This window comes from Myxococcota bacterium, assembly GCA_040387835.1.
Lineage (GTDB): Bacteria > Myxococcota > UBA727 > UBA727 > JABDBI01 > JAZKCZ01.
On the sequence record JAZKCZ010000002.1, the window covers coordinates 128,187 to 141,375 of the forward strand.

A 13,189-nucleotide genomic window follows, 5' to 3' on the forward strand; every position below is an offset into this window, starting at 1 on the left:
CCTCGTCGGCAAAACAGCCAATTTGTGGACGTTGTTCCTACTAAATCAACATGAACCTGTTTAGAACCAAAGCGATTGGCGAAATCGAACAAGAAAACGGCGGCCTTAAACGATGCCTCTCGGCTGTAGATGTGACCTTTTTAGGTATTGGCGCGATTATCGGTGCTGGCATCTTTGTACTTACAGGTGTGGTCGCAGCCACCCACACGGGACCAGCCATCGTCCTGTCCTACATTGTCGCAGGGCTAGCATGCGTTTTCGTTGCGCTGTCTTACGCCGAACTTGCAGCTAGTATTGGAGGCTGCGGGAGTGCGTATGGCTACGCTTACGCAGGCCTGGGTGAAATTATTGCTTGGATCATCGGCTGGGATTTGCTGCTTGAGTATGGGCTTGGCATTTCTACCGTTGCAGTTGGCTGGTCCGGTTACGCCAAAAATGCTTTGTCAGCGATGGGCGTTGAGCTTCCCGCAGCGTTTGTGAACAGCCCGTCAGAAGGTGGATATATCAATCTGCCGGCGGCTTTGATTATCTTGCTTATCTCCGTCTTACTGTGTGTGGGCGCCAGAGAAAGCTCTCGGTTTAACACGGTCATTGTGTTTATTAAGCTCATCGCCATTGCCGTATTTATTGGCATCGCGTCGTTTCATGTTGAACCAGCGAACTGGTCCGTATTCGCGCCGTTTGGTTGGAACGGCGTGATGCAAGGTGCTGCGCTGGTATTTTTTGCCTATATCGGCTTTGACGCGGTATCTACAGCAGCAGAAGAAACCATAAACCCACAGCGCAATCTGCCGATCGGAATTATTAGCTCACTAGCCTTTTGCACGGTTATTTATATCATCGTGTCGGCTTTGCTCACGCTGGTTGCCCCCTACGGCGAACTCAACGTAAAATCGCCAGTCGCGGAAGTCTTGCTGAATTTAGATCACCGAGTAGCAGCTGGTATTATTTCAGCTGGAGCAATCGCCGGGTTAACGACCGTCATGCTGGTGCTATATTATGGATTTTCGCGGGTCTTCTTGGCAATATCTCGTGATGGGCTGCTGCCAATGCGGTTTTCCCGAATCAATCCTAAAACTCAAACACCAACCGGTATTATTCTTGTAAGCGGCGTCGTCATGGCTGTCATTGCCGGGTTAACACCTATCGGTAAACTTGCAGAGCTTGTTAACATTGGAACTTTAGCGGCTTTTGTGTTGGTATGCGGCGGCGTGATTGCATTGCGCATCAAGAATCCAGACATGCCAAGGCCTTTTAAACTTAGCTTTCACCCGCTGATTCCCGTACTGGGCATTATCTTTTGTGTGTATTTAATGCTGAGCCTGCCATTCGAAACATGGCTACGATTCATTGTTTGGATGGCTATCGGCTTGATTCTCTATGCTGTTTATGGATACCGAAACAGCGTAGAAGGCAAGCGTTAGACAAACTTGGAGATAATCCCTACCACTTCTTCCGCTTTATGTAAGAAGTCCTGGCGACTATCTACGACAAAGTGATTCGGGTGGTTTTTCCAAACTTCGAAGGTTTTCTGATCAAGCAAGGCAGCTTGCTCCGGTGCTTCATTACGCGCCGGATTATTATGATTGAAGCCCCATTCGATCGAAGGCGTGCGCATATGGATGACCATGGCGTAGCGGCTCAACTCTTCTTCTTCTGTAGTGCCCACGCTAGCAAAAAAGTCTTCTTTAGAGCCTGGCCAATAAGCTAGGCCATCGAGCACACCGCGGTCACATAAACCAACCGGCGCGATCTGATCTTCTTCCAAAATGCGCTCTTGTTCGCGCTGAATATGATAGATCGAGCGCTGCGCTGCCCGAATGGCACTGGGCGTTTGGTGCCTTAAAAATCCACCTGAATAGATCATGGTCGCTGCTTCATGTAAAACCACCACTTTGTCTTGAAACATATGTTTGGCCATTTCCAACACAGTGGTTTTACCGGCACCTGGGCCGCCAGTTAGGACAATAAGCTTTGAATGACTTTCAGATAATGTTGGCATAATTGTTCCGATTGAACCCATAGGGGATGCGAATGAGAAAATAGACAGAATGATTCATTTAGCAGCTTTCGAGCATTTGGAAAGGCGGAGCCATCAAATCCTAATTTTTGGAATAAAGTCTGCTCCGGAACGGTCTTGCTCTGCCATTGCACAGCCTCAAGACCATGCTGACTCAGCAGGCCCATCACTTGATCGCGCTGCTTCGCTCTCACGCGATATTTGTGATAAACGCTGGTCCTGCCTACAATTTCGCCAGGCGGTTCAATCGCATTTAAGCCTATTAAGCCAGCATTTAAGATCGCAGCATTAGTTCGTGCGCGTTCGTTCCAGAAATCCAAACGCTTTAATTGCGTCCTAGCCAGCGCGGCCGTTAACTCAGGCATGCGATACATATATCCAATGCTTACTGAATCATAAGACCGCTTCAAATCAAGAGGCCTACTCGGATCAAACACAGAGGTGTCAGACATTTGGATATTTTCACCGAACATTCTAAACCTAGCTGCTCGCTGATAACAGGTTTCATCGTTAGTAACGAAAAGACCACCTTCGCCAGCCGCCAGGTTTTTTGACGACTGCAAACTAAAGGCAGCCACTTTGCCAAAGGAGCCTACTTTTTGGCCATGGTAAGTTGCACCATGAGCTTGGCAAGCATCTTCAATCACCATCAAATCATGCTGGCGCGCAATGGCAAAAATGGCATCGATATCACAAGGCATGCCATGCATATGCACCGGCATAATGGCACGTGTCTTTGGCGTAATTGCCCTTTTAACGCAGGCAGGATCTAAGCCTAGACTCCCCAGCTCAATATCAACAAATACCGGTGTGGCACCTTGCTGCAGTACCGCCATCGCAGAAGCCACGAAGGTAAATGCTGGCACAATCACTTCATCGCCAGGGCCAATACCAATGGCCTCAAGCCCCATATGCAATGCGGCCGTCCCACTATTAGCGCTCAAGCAATATTTAACGCCTAAGTAAGCCGCAAACTCACGTTCCAAAGACGTGACTTCTGGTGCCAGGGGCCCAGACAAAATGCCTCGCTCCAGAACATCCAAGACAGCCTGTTTATCCGCGTCAGTAATAACAGGCCAAGACTGATGTTTTAAGCTTTCAGCCATGCCTGCAAACTCTCGTCTTGTTTAAATAAGTTATGCTCTACCGGTCGACCAGGCATTTGATAGGGCGCCTTAAAAAACAACGATAGCTGCTCTTGAACTCCAGAGCGTCCTTGACGCTTGGCCAAGTCAATAAAACGAACCAAATCGAGCACCAAAGGCGCTGCTAGAATCGAGTCTTTGCACAAAAAATTGACCTTGATTTGCATTTTCTCGCCCAAAAAGCCGGAGATATCAATGTTATCCCAGGATTCTTTGGCATCACCGCGTGGCTTATAATAATGGATATGCACCTGATGATCCTCAACAGGATATCCCAATATGCTGTCTAGCACGCTCATTTTGCTGGTGACCTTGGTTTTATTGGACTCGGGATCGTTTAACACCAAGCCATCGTTGTTGCCCAAAATATTGGCAGAGTACCAGCCATCCACTTTCAGATTACGCACCGCAAACATTGGCGCCAATGCAGTTTTAAGAAGCGTCTGGCCAGTTTTACCATCTTCACCAGCTAGCGGAACGCCGTTTTTAATCGACATCTCTTGCAGTGCCGGAATATTACTTAGACTTGGCGTAAAGTTTACATAAGGCACGCCACTATCAATGGCAGCATATAGATACTTCATGGCCGGTGAAATGCGTTCATCGTTTGCATCAAGGCCTGCTTCAAATGCTGCCAAGGTGCGATGCACATCTGTCACTTCACAGAACTTTTCGGTCGAAGTCAAATTGACCATCACCAACCGCTCAAGACCCTGACCTGTTTTGAACACAGCCATGTCTTTTTTCATTTGAGCAATTTCTTCTCTAAAAGAGCTACATGCCAAAATATTTTTGCCGCTCATGCTGTGCAAAAAGCGCTTCGAAACAGCTGCCTTCCATGGCTTAAAGCTGCTCAAATCGTCTCGCACCAGATTCAGTAAGTGAGCTGGCAGAACTTCATGGGAAAGCGCAGCTTCATAGGCAGTGTCTTCTCTTAAATCCCAGCCACCGAACCTCAAATCATCGAGTGCGGTCACGTCAAGACCAACGGTCTCGCTCATCATCCCTTGTCTGGGAGCCAGATTCTTTCGCATCAAAGCAACGCCCGCCATCACGGTTGTAGAAACGGCGCCACTTGCTCCAATTAAACAGATACCTAATTTTTGACTCACGAAACCTGCTCCTTGTTAATAAACTGTGTAACCAAATCGCACTTTTGCTGATCGATAATTCGGGGAAACTTACTTTGGACGCTTCTAAATCCTAGTCGATCCATAATCTTTTGAACGGACCCTGAAAGAAGTTTGTGTGAAACCGGAGGAAGAATCGCCACATCGCTTAAACGATGTTCACGATAAACTCGATTTTGAATTTTAAGCTCATCGTCAATGGCGGTCATAAATAGATTCAAATCCATCGGCCTTTTTTCAAACTCAAAGAAAAATTGGTAACGACCTTTCCCAGAAGCGTCAACACCCACTTCTGGGCCGACACAATACTCAACAATAGAACATGAAAATTGAGATTGAGCCTTCGCAACGGCCTTTTCGATTTCCACATAAGTAGTCAGTTCTTGAGTCAAAGATAAAACGCCGCTAGGCCTGCCCACAAATTCCATTCGATGCGGATAAACAGAATTAAACCGAACAAAATCGCCAATATAATAGGCGAATAATCCCGACGACGTGGTCAAAACAATCGAGTAATCTACGCCTGGCTGGACTTCCCACAGCGCCAAACGAGGCGCATCATCTCGCCCATGCTTCTCCCTAGGCACAAACTCGAAAAACACCCCTCGATCCGGGATCATCAACAGAGCACGATCCTCCAAATGATCGGTCACCGAAAATAGCCCACCCTCAGTCGCATTGTAATTATCCATCAAGATAATATCGCGTCCAACACGCTCGTTAATGAGCCTGCGATAAGGATTAGCATTAACCCCGCCACCAAAAAGCACTCTCAAATTAGGCCATATTTCCTGAATGGTTCGGACGCCGCGGTGCGCCAAAAGCTTGTCGAAAAAAATCGAGAACCAGCAACTTGTTCCCGAAATCGCGTGCACGTCATAATCCCAGTAGTTCTCTGCGATTGCTTGTAACTTTTGGTTATAGTCCAAAATATCTCGCACGGAAGGCTTAGGAATCGCCATCGGCCGCGCCAAAGCGGGCAACTCCCGAAACATAATCCCCGGATTTGACCCGGTGAACACGCCGTTTCCTTCCGATTTCAAGACGCTAGGCGGAAACAACCCCAAGTTATAGCCCCCAACAAAGCCTCTGTCTTTGCTAAGGCGTAGGTACTGAGCAATCACGTCAAACGCAGCTTTCTGCTGCCAGACAATCTGCTCTTTCGAAATAGGTAAAAATTTATTCTGCGCGGCGGTTGCTGAAGTACCTGAAGACTGGCCGTAATACGAAATCAGCCCTGGCCAAAGGATATCGCGCTCGCCCTGTCTCATCCGCTGGATATAAGGCTCAAACCCAGCATATGGCCTTAAAGGCGTTGCCCTCTTAAAATCAGCATAAGTTTTTACTTTGGCAAAACCATGCGCCTGACCAAACTCAGTTTCAGCTGCCGTTTTGCAGTGAGACAGCAAGATTGATTCCTGGGTTTTTTGAAGCCGACCTTGTGTTAAATTCCCTAGCCACTGATTAAGCCGTCGCCTCGCCAATAGTCCTAAGACTGGATTCAATGCACGAGCCGCGGCAAAACTTTTCATGGAGCAGTGCACTAACGGATCTTAATCGATTGATCCACACCCACTTTGGGACATTTCTTTTGCACAGGACAGCCAGGACAATTTGGCTTTCTGGCGTGGCAAATGCGCCTGCCGTGAAAGATAAACGCATGATGTGCTTCTAATAACCTGTCTTTAGGAAATAATTTCGTTAAATCCGTTTCAACTTTGGAAGGGTCTTTTTCGGCGGTTAAACCAAGTCGCCGGGCAATACGCCCGACATGGGTGTCTACCGCGATGGCCTGCACGCCAAAAGCATTGGCCAAAATCACCGCGGCGGATTTTGGGCCGACGCCCGGGATGCTCTCCAAAGCGTCTCGCTCTTTAGGCACGGCTCCACCAAAATCAGTCATGATTTTCTTACCAGCTAAGACGAGATTTTTGGATTTCATCCTAAAAAATCCCAACGTTCGAATATAGGGCTCGATATCCGCTGGTGTTGCCTGACTGAAAGCTTTGGCATCAGGGTATGCCTCAAATAAATCCGGCGTTACTTTGTTGACAGCTTTATCGGTTGTCTGCGCCGATAGCGCCACGGCCACCAAAAGTTGCCAGGGGTCTTTCTTATCATAATCCAGCTCAATTTCCGCATCGGGGAATTCAGCGCAAATGGTATCTAAAAAATATAGGGCTTTGGCTTTAGAGGTCATGGGCTATTTTTTCTGCGAAGCCTTTAAAGCGACCATCCGCTTTAATATGAAACAAAGTTTCATTGGGCTTGCGCAGATAAGCAATACCAATAATATTTGGCTCCGTATCTGTAAATCCAAAAAGAGAAATATGCTCAGGCATTCCTGCGCTGGAGGTGGTTATATCGCAAGGCATCGGCCCAAACACTTCACCAGCTTTAGCGGCTTTAATGCGCTCCGCATGATGCTGCACATCCTCAGGCGACGCAAAATAAACGGTATTATATCGGCCAGCTGGTAGATGACTCATGCTGACGGCTTCACTGGTCACTTTGGGCTGGCCGAACACTTTTTGCACAGCATGTTGAATTGCCAGTTGAATCTCTTGATCGCTTTGAAACGCCCGGGTTCTAACACAAACGAGTTCTCGATCAGCCAAAAGCCTTTTCGCCTCTGCCTGCGCCTTTTCGATGTTCGCTTCTTCAAAATGGAGCCTTTGGATTGGCCATTCACTCAACGAGGCAGAATCGCAAGATGGTAAGTCGATCAACTTTATCGCTGGCTCAGCATCTATATCAGTATGGTCAATATTATATCCGGCGCGTCCGTTGCCAAATACGATCAGCTGGATGGGCTGGTCGAAGCGGCGATTTGCTAAATTGCCATAGGCTAATTCGAAAGCAAACTGCTGGTCTGTGACAGGCGCGGTATCAAGATCTAGGGCGATGAAGAGGTCGGCTGTGGGGTTTGTGCGCCACTTAGATCTCGGGAGGGTGGTTAGCCAGCCGGAACTTCTGCCCTGCTTTTTTAAAGCAGAGATATCTTGCAGAGTGGTTTTAGCGTTGCCGGATTTACTCGCATCGATGAGATAGAATTCGCCTCCATGAGCGACGCAGAAGGTTTTTACATTTCGATGTTGTACCCAGGATTGGATTAGGCTTGCGGCGCGATCGATTCCATTTTGGCAATTAGGATCGTCGGTCAATCCTAAGGTGTAATTTGAAAAAAATGCTAACGAGCGCGGATTATTCAAATAAAAATCCCGCATGGGCTCATGCTGCCAGTGCATCATGGACTAACCTCTGGAAGTGTTGCACGCCATTTTCTTTGGCAAGAACTAACTGACCTTGTTCGTAGTAACCTGACGCACAACCACGTTGCACAGCTTCGCATAAAGCCGTGTCTTCTTTTTGAACTTGGTCTAAAAAATCGACCACGCTGTCTTTGTCACTTTCTGTCACACCTTCGGGGAAGTAAATATCGTAAATGGCCAACGTTTTGTTCGGAGATATTGGCTCATAAACCGTGCTTGAAACATTCACGATGCCCGGATAGATATTGATGGTAAAGTTGGGCCATAAATAGGACCCAGCGCCGCGCAGTTTTTTATCCGCGTCTGCCATCTCAGCACCTTTCAACGTACAACGTTGCACTGAATGATAGGCATAAGGCGTCACTTCATAATCATCCATGCGGACGATTTTCACCAACTCCGGATGTGCCACCGGGCAATGATAACATTCCAAATAATTATCAATGGTAAGCTTCCAGTTTGCATGGATTTCGTAGCGCATCTGCCGGTGATGCTTCAGGCTCATTAAATCAATGCCGATTTCAGAAATCGCTTCAGGAAGCCCGTCCATCTGTGACGCAAACGACTGTGGCGCCTCGAGCAAGCTCACAAACACAAATGGCCCCCATTCTTCGACCGTCAAAGGGTGCAAGGGATAATTGGACTTCATAAACTTGGGATCCGAGTTTGTGGCAGGAGCCGATTGCAAATCCCCTTGCAGATTCCAAGTCCAAGCGTGATAATGGCACTGGATGCTCTTGCGATTGCCTGACTCGCACAAAACAATTTGGCTACCTCGATGCCGGCAAACATTGACGAATGCGTTCAAACTGCCTGCTTCGGTACGCACCACAATCACCGGCACTTTTCCAGCAACTCTGCAGGTTATGTAATCGCCTGGATTTCTAAGCAGATGAGCCGAACCCGCGTAATTCCACATTTTTGAAAAAATATATTTTTGTTCTGAATCGAATATTTCCTGCGAAGTATACCAATGCCCCGGTATCGTCTTACCACTAAGTAATTGCTCGCTTAAACTCATGCGAAGGCAACAAACCATCTTGACGAAATATGCCTTAGCTGATATTCAAACATTCCCATTTATTCAAATTTGTGAATATTTTTGGTTTGGAGTTCAAACCTCATGTTACGACTACTTTCTCTTAGTTTTCTATTAGTTCTGGGTTGTTCAAAAAAACGGGATGATGCGAATCTCGTTCTTTGCACCAATTCGACCTACCCCCCTTACGAAAGTATTGATGCACAGGGCAACTCTGTTGGCTTTGACATTGACGTGGCCGGCGCCATTGCCACTCAGCTTGGCAAAAAGTTAGTGATTAAAGAGATGGCCTTCGACTCGCTTATCTTAGGCCTAAGCCAAGACAAATGCGATTTGGCCATGGCAGGATTGTCCATCACGCCCAGCAGACAAAAAGAAATTACATTGATTCCTTATCAAGGTGAGCCAAGCAAATCTTACTACTTGTTATTTTGGGAACAAATCCCGGCGGGCATCCAAACGGCCGCTGACATACAAAACATCGGCAACAAAACCGTGGCCGTTCAAGTGGGTACCTGGATGGAAGACTTCGTGAAAACCATCCCTGGCATCGAAATCAAAGCGCTGGATGCAACCACTGAACTCATCATGGAAATCAAGCACAAAAAGTCCGCTGCATCCTTTGTGGAGCCACATATTGGCAAAGACGTGGTGCAAAAGGAAAGCCGCATCAAGTTTATAGAAGTTGCGCTCGCACCAGAAGACTGGAAGCTAGGAAACGGCATTGGCATCAAAAAATCCAATGCGAAGCTAGCGGCGAAAATTGAACTCGCGCTAAGTCAATTAAAGAAAGCTGGCACATTAGAAACCTTAGAGAAAAAATGGTTTAGCAAAAAATGATAGAAACGATTCTCCCTCTCCTGCTCAAAGCGTCTCTGATTACAATTCAGGCCAGCGCCTTGGGTGGCTTGTTCGGTTCAATTGGCGGCATCTTGCTAGGCCTTTTTGCCTGCGAACGACTTCGCATTCCAGGGCTATCTCACTTAATTGGCCTCTATGTAGCAATAGTTCGTGGCACGCCCATGTTTGTGCAGTTGCTCATTGTCTATTTCGCCGTGCCTGAAGCGCTTGATATCGATATTCCACCGCTGACGGCAGGGATTATCACTTTGGCGCTCAACTCTTCTGCCTATTTGTCCGAGATTATTCGTGGCTCCATCAATGCGCTGCCCATAGGCCAATGGGAAGCAGCTGACACTTTAGGATATAAAACTCATCAAACTTTAAGACGCGTGATTTTGCCACAGGCTCTTAAAAATGCGTTGCCTGCCATTACCAATGAATTTTCGACTCTAATTAAAGAAAGCAGCATCCTAATGTTCATCGGTGTTCCAGAACTGCTCAAAGCCAGTCGAGATATCGTTGCTCGAGAGCTAAAACCTTTGGAAGTCTATGCACTGGCTGCCCTCATTTATTTAGCAATGACCAGCGCCATGGCACTTGTCACCAGGCAATTGGAGAAACGCATATGAATCTGATTACTGGCCAAAATATTTCTCTTAGCTACCCAAAAGCCACGCAGCGCACTTTAAGCGATGTGAATTTTGAAATCCCTAAGGGGCGCATCACTCTGTTTATGGGTCGAAGCGGCTCCGGCAAAACTTCGCTTTTGCGTTGCATTTCAAATTTAATTACCGATTATTCAGGCGATATTTTATTTGAAAATAAGCCCATCAAATCGCTTTCAAATGCGGAAAGAGCCAAAAGCGTCGGATTTGTGGCGCAGCAATTTAATTTGTTTCCACATATGACCGTTTTACAAAACTGCGTTCAACCTCAGCGCATCGTGCTAGGCCGGAGTGAAGAGGAAGCCTCTGCTAAGGCGCACCTGCTATTATCATCGCTAGGCATCGAGCAGCTAGCCTCTCGAAAGCCACACCAGCTTTCCGGTGGACAGATGCAACGCGTTGCGATTGCCAGAGCGCTTTGCATGGATGCCAAAGCCCTATTACTGGACGAGCCAACTTCGGCTTTAGATCCAGAAAGCACCGGCAAGTTGCGGGAAATCCTAAATATCTTGCTTAAAAACGATGTCTCCGTTGCCATCTCGACCCATGACATGGGCTTCGCCCGTAGCGTGTACGATCGAGGCTACTTTTTGGAAGGCGGGCGAATTTTGGAAGAATCAGCCGACCGAATTCACCAATATATGCAGTCATGAAACAGTCTAAACGTGTCAGTCATTTAATTAAGCTTCTCGAGAGCAGAGAATTCGAAAGCCATGAAGAACTGCTGGAAACACTATCAGCTCAAGGTGTTCCAAGCACACAGGCAACCCTATCTCGGGATTTAAATCGCCTGGGCATTCAAAAAGTCCATGGCATGTACACCCTGCGTGGCCATTCAAAAATTCGCATAGACGCTGCTGGCCCCAACCTCTTAGTTGTTAAAACAACCGGCGGCGGTGCATCTGCCTTGGCTGCTGAGATTGACGGCTGGGATATCGCTGGGCTCATTGGCACTGTCGCAGGCGACGACACAATTTTCATCGCCAGTAAGGATGTGAAAAGCCAGCTGCTGATTCATAAAACTCTCTTGGAAATGCAAGCTTAGGTGTTGTAGACTCAACTCATGAAAATCGAGATATACGCTTCGGCAGGTGCCATTGAAGGACAACGCATCGTCAGTTTTCTGGAAAGCGCTGGCATTGAAACGTCTTTAGTGGAGCGAGATGTGTTTCCACAAATGCCTACTACTCATCAGTTTATCATCGCTGTAGCTCCAGATTTTCGCGAAAAAGCCATCGAAATCATTGCCAATGCTCGCTTAGATCAAGTCATTACTGATACCGGAACCTTTCTGTGAATAAGAGTGTCCGCTGGTTTTTATGTATCAGCACGCTCGTGACGTTGGCTTTATATGTCCTTCCTTTTGGCGGGCTGGTTATCTATCCCCTGCTCATGCTATCGACCCTCGTTCATGAAATGGGTCATGGCTTAACCGCGCTCTTGGTTGGTGGAAAGTTCTACACATTGCAGATGTGGGCAAACGGTTCAGGCGTCGCTCAAATTGGCGGTCTGGACAATCGCTGGGAAAGCGCCATTGTCTCCGCAGGCGGTTTGCTTGGGCCTGCCATCGCAGCAGCGCTGGGGCTGGTTATGTCCAAGCAAGAAAATTTAAGCCGTCTCACATTTTCGTTGCTAGGTGCTTTCTTAATCTGTGCTGAATTTTTATGGGTTAGAAATCTATTTGGCTGGTTTTTTGTCGGCAGTCTAGGCGCACTCTATCTCTGGTTGGCGCAACAGTCTAACGCTTGGATTACCAGAGCGGCCCTGATATTTTTCTCGCTACAACTTAGTCTTAGCGTCTTTTCCAGAGCGGATTATTTGTTTACACCCGTAGCCTACACCAGCGCAGGGATTATGCCCTCAGACGTTGCCCAAATTGCTGCCGCCTTATGGCTACCATATTGGTTTTGGGGAGGCGCCTGTGCGCTGTTTTCAGGCTTGGTGCTGCTGCTCGGCTTGCGCATAGCGCTCAAATAGAAAAGGACCAAACGGCACAACCGCTGCAGCGTAAGCCAATAAATGCTTTTTAAGAGACCAGCCGTCTTCCACAGCCAAAGTAAACGCGGCCACGCAGTAACCTAAAAACAAAATGCCGTGGACGGGACCCAAAACCCGAACGCCTATGGGCATCTGCAGGTAATATTTTGCCGGCATCGCAAAAAGCAGCAAAAGCAAAAAAGAGCAACCTTCCAAACGACCGAGGATTTGAAACCACTTATTCATAAGGCAAGTCCGTAACGAAAAACAGCGCCAGGTTCAAATGCTTTTTCAAAAGACACAGACCCCTGCAACTCAATTGGAGGCAAATCGGATGTCCGCATTTCAAAATGCGGCCCGCCGTCAAAGGGATCTACGCGGTGATCATACCGAAACCCCAATTGCTTAAGTATATGGGAAGCAGGTTTGCTACCATCGCCCACTTGGCCAATCACAGCCTGCGCTTCTCTAGGCAAAGAATCGAAAGGAATGGGTTCTCTCGGGAACACGTCCTCTATAAACTTCTTATCCTTACGAGAAAGGTGGTCCGCTTCATGGTAAGACAAGTTGGTAAAGTGCGCTCCCAACGCTTTCCAAAGTGGAGAGTCGTCATTAGCCATCGGCGGCAGCAGCTCAGCGATAAGTCGCTCTTTAAACAATGAGGCGTGCATTTGAATAAACTTAAATCGAATGAGGCTTAGTGCCCTGCCCAGCCTTTGTGGCACATGTCGATAATCCGGATCTAAAATCAAACCGCCTATTTCCGTATACCCATCTGTGTCAAAACCAAGCTGCAGGCTCGAGTCTTCAACTTGAAAAAACATGTGGGGTAACTCAGGCGTTCCATGACAAGCAATCACTTGGCTGCTGCCAATCACTAAACCCGATAAATCGTCCACCAGCACAAACACGTAAAGTCCATCGTCAGGATGCCCAATCTTTCCTTCGAATGAAGCGCATGTGAGGCCTAAGATTTCCCTGATATCAGGCAGTGCTGCGGGTAGATTCGTGGTGTTCAAAATCTGAGCCAGTCTATAAAGACTCTCTGCATCATTCAATTGTGCGTTTCGAATCAAATAAATAAAAAAACCTCTCTTA

Annotated in this window: 16 protein-coding genes; 7 read left to right on the forward strand and 9 right to left on the reverse strand. The window is 47.4% G+C overall.

What is annotated here, in order from left to right; genetic code table 11:
- The first annotated feature begins 50 nt into the window (after window positions 1–50).
- On the forward strand, window positions 51–1,424 hold the full coding sequence (locus V4534_03220) for an amino acid permease (GenBank protein ID MES2503869.1): 1,374 nt from the start codon (window positions 51–53) through the stop codon (window positions 1,422–1,424).
- Here the strand turns inward: V4534_03220 and V4534_03225 are convergent.
- From V4534_03225 to V4534_03255, 7 genes are read right to left on the reverse strand one after another with little or no spacing between them, the layout of a single operon-like run.
- Complete coding sequence (locus tag V4534_03225; protein MES2503870.1) at window positions 1,421–2,002, reverse strand: ATP-binding protein; 582 nt, start codon at window positions 2,000–2,002, stop codon at window positions 1,421–1,423. The genes V4534_03220 and V4534_03225 overlap by 4 nt on opposite strands.
- Complete coding sequence (locus V4534_03230; protein MES2503871.1) at window positions 1,960–3,126, reverse strand: DegT/DnrJ/EryC1/StrS family aminotransferase; 1,167 nt, start codon at window positions 3,124–3,126, stop codon at window positions 1,960–1,962. Before V4534_03230 ends, V4534_03225 begins: the two co-directional genes overlap by 43 nt.
- Window positions 3,111–4,277, reverse strand: coding sequence for an inositol-3-phosphate synthase (locus V4534_03235; protein MES2503872.1), 1,167 nt, complete (start codon window positions 4,275–4,277; stop codon window positions 3,111–3,113). The genes V4534_03230 and V4534_03235 overlap by 16 nt, the downstream gene beginning before the upstream one ends.
- On the reverse strand, window positions 4,274–5,827 hold the full coding sequence (locus tag V4534_03240; protein ID MES2503873.1) for a GH3 auxin-responsive promoter family protein: 1,554 nt from the start codon (window positions 5,825–5,827) through the stop codon (window positions 4,274–4,276). The genes V4534_03235 and V4534_03240 overlap by 4 nt, the downstream gene beginning before the upstream one ends.
- 11 nt (window positions 5,828–5,838) lie before the next feature.
- Window positions 5,839–6,495, reverse strand: coding sequence for an endonuclease III (gene nth, locus V4534_03245; protein MES2503874.1), 657 nt, complete (start codon window positions 6,493–6,495; stop codon window positions 5,839–5,841).
- The gene (locus V4534_03250; protein ID MES2503875.1) at window positions 6,485–7,546 is read right to left on the reverse strand and encodes a choline/carnitine O-acyltransferase; all 1,062 of its coding nucleotides are present in this window, start codon (window positions 7,544–7,546) and stop codon (window positions 6,485–6,487) included. Before V4534_03250 ends, nth begins: the two co-directional genes overlap by 11 nt.
- Entirely contained in the window at window positions 7,527–8,588 is a 1,062-nt protein-coding gene (locus V4534_03255; protein MES2503876.1) for an aromatic ring-hydroxylating dioxygenase subunit alpha, read from the reverse strand. The genes V4534_03250 and V4534_03255 overlap by 20 nt, the downstream gene beginning before the upstream one ends.
- Before the next feature lie 102 nt (window positions 8,589–8,690).
- On the opposite strand from V4534_03255, the gene V4534_03260 reads away from it, so the two are divergent.
- Genes V4534_03260 through V4534_03285 form a run of 6 tightly spaced genes read left to right on the forward strand, consistent with a single transcriptional unit; the run spans window position 8,691 to window position 12,091 of the window.
- On the forward strand, window positions 8,691–9,446 hold the full coding sequence (locus V4534_03260) for a transporter substrate-binding domain-containing protein (GenBank protein ID MES2503877.1): 756 nt from the start codon (window positions 8,691–8,693) through the stop codon (window positions 9,444–9,446).
- Window positions 9,443–10,078: an amino acid ABC transporter permease gene (locus V4534_03265; protein MES2503878.1), complete on the forward strand. Its 636-nt coding sequence runs from the start codon at window positions 9,443–9,445 to the stop codon at window positions 10,076–10,078. Before V4534_03260 ends, V4534_03265 begins: the two co-directional genes overlap by 4 nt.
- Entirely contained in the window at window positions 10,075–10,767 is a 693-nt protein-coding gene (locus V4534_03270) for an ATP-binding cassette domain-containing protein (GenBank protein ID MES2503879.1), read from the forward strand. Before V4534_03265 ends, V4534_03270 begins: the two co-directional genes overlap by 4 nt.
- Window positions 10,764–11,159, forward strand: a complete 396-nt coding sequence (locus tag V4534_03275) for an arginine repressor (protein ID MES2503880.1) — start codon at window positions 10,764–10,766, stop codon at window positions 11,157–11,159. Before V4534_03270 ends, V4534_03275 begins: the two co-directional genes overlap by 4 nt.
- An 18-nt stretch (window positions 11,160–11,177) precedes the next feature.
- Entirely contained in the window at window positions 11,178–11,411 is a 234-nt protein-coding gene (locus V4534_03280; protein MES2503881.1) for a hypothetical protein, read from the forward strand.
- Window positions 11,408–12,091: a M50 family metallopeptidase gene (locus tag V4534_03285; protein MES2503882.1), complete on the forward strand. Its 684-nt coding sequence runs from the start codon at window positions 11,408–11,410 to the stop codon at window positions 12,089–12,091. Before V4534_03280 ends, V4534_03285 begins: the two co-directional genes overlap by 4 nt.
- Here the strand turns inward: V4534_03285 and V4534_03290 are convergent.
- Together V4534_03290 and V4534_03295 are read right to left on the reverse strand one after the other, a co-directional pair.
- A complete protein-coding gene (locus tag V4534_03290; GenBank protein ID MES2503883.1) occupies window positions 12,047–12,337 on the reverse strand; it encodes a DUF3817 domain-containing protein in 291 nt (96 codons plus the stop codon). The genes V4534_03285 and V4534_03290 overlap by 45 nt on opposite strands.
- Window positions 12,334–13,167, reverse strand: coding sequence for an arginine N-succinyltransferase (locus tag V4534_03295; GenBank protein ID MES2503884.1), 834 nt, complete (start codon window positions 13,165–13,167; stop codon window positions 12,334–12,336). Before V4534_03295 ends, V4534_03290 begins: the two co-directional genes overlap by 4 nt.
- Between the last annotated feature and the right edge of the window lie 22 nt (window positions 13,168–13,189).

Excerpts from the sequence above, each read along its gene's own strand:
- V4534_03225 (MES2503870.1), bottom strand. The coding sequence starts at position 2,002 with ATGCCAACATTATCTGAAAGTCATTCAAAGCTTATTGTCCTAACTGGC.
- V4534_03230 (MES2503871.1), bottom strand. The coding sequence starts at position 3,126 with ATGGCTGAAAGCTTAAAACATCAGTCTTGGCCTGTTATTACTGACGCG.
- V4534_03265 (MES2503878.1), top strand. The coding sequence starts at position 9,443 with ATGATAGAAACGATTCTCCCTCTCCTGCTCAAAGCGTCTCTGATTACA.
- V4534_03220 (MES2503869.1), top strand. The coding sequence starts at position 51 with ATGAACCTGTTTAGAACCAAAGCGATTGGCGAAATCGAACAAGAAAAC.
- V4534_03275 (MES2503880.1), top strand. The coding sequence starts at position 10,764 with ATGAAACAGTCTAAACGTGTCAGTCATTTAATTAAGCTTCTCGAGAGC.
- V4534_03250 (MES2503875.1), bottom strand. The coding sequence starts at position 7,546 with ATGATGCACTGGCAGCATGAGCCCATGCGGGATTTTTATTTGAATAAT.
- V4534_03290 (MES2503883.1), bottom strand. The coding sequence starts at position 12,337 with ATGAATAAGTGGTTTCAAATCCTCGGTCGTTTGGAAGGTTGCTCTTTT.
- V4534_03280 (MES2503881.1), top strand. The coding sequence starts at position 11,178 with ATGAAAATCGAGATATACGCTTCGGCAGGTGCCATTGAAGGACAACGC.
- V4534_03255 (MES2503876.1), bottom strand. The coding sequence starts at position 8,588 with ATGAGTTTAAGCGAGCAATTACTTAGTGGTAAGACGATACCGGGGCAT.
- nth (MES2503874.1), bottom strand. The coding sequence starts at position 6,495 with ATGACCTCTAAAGCCAAAGCCCTATATTTTTTAGATACCATTTGCGCT.
- V4534_03260 (MES2503877.1), top strand. The coding sequence starts at position 8,691 with ATGTTACGACTACTTTCTCTTAGTTTTCTATTAGTTCTGGGTTGTTCA.
- V4534_03240 (MES2503873.1), bottom strand. The coding sequence starts at position 5,827 with ATGAAAAGTTTTGCCGCGGCTCGTGCATTGAATCCAGTCTTAGGACTA.
- V4534_03270 (MES2503879.1), top strand. The coding sequence starts at position 10,075 with ATGAATCTGATTACTGGCCAAAATATTTCTCTTAGCTACCCAAAAGCC.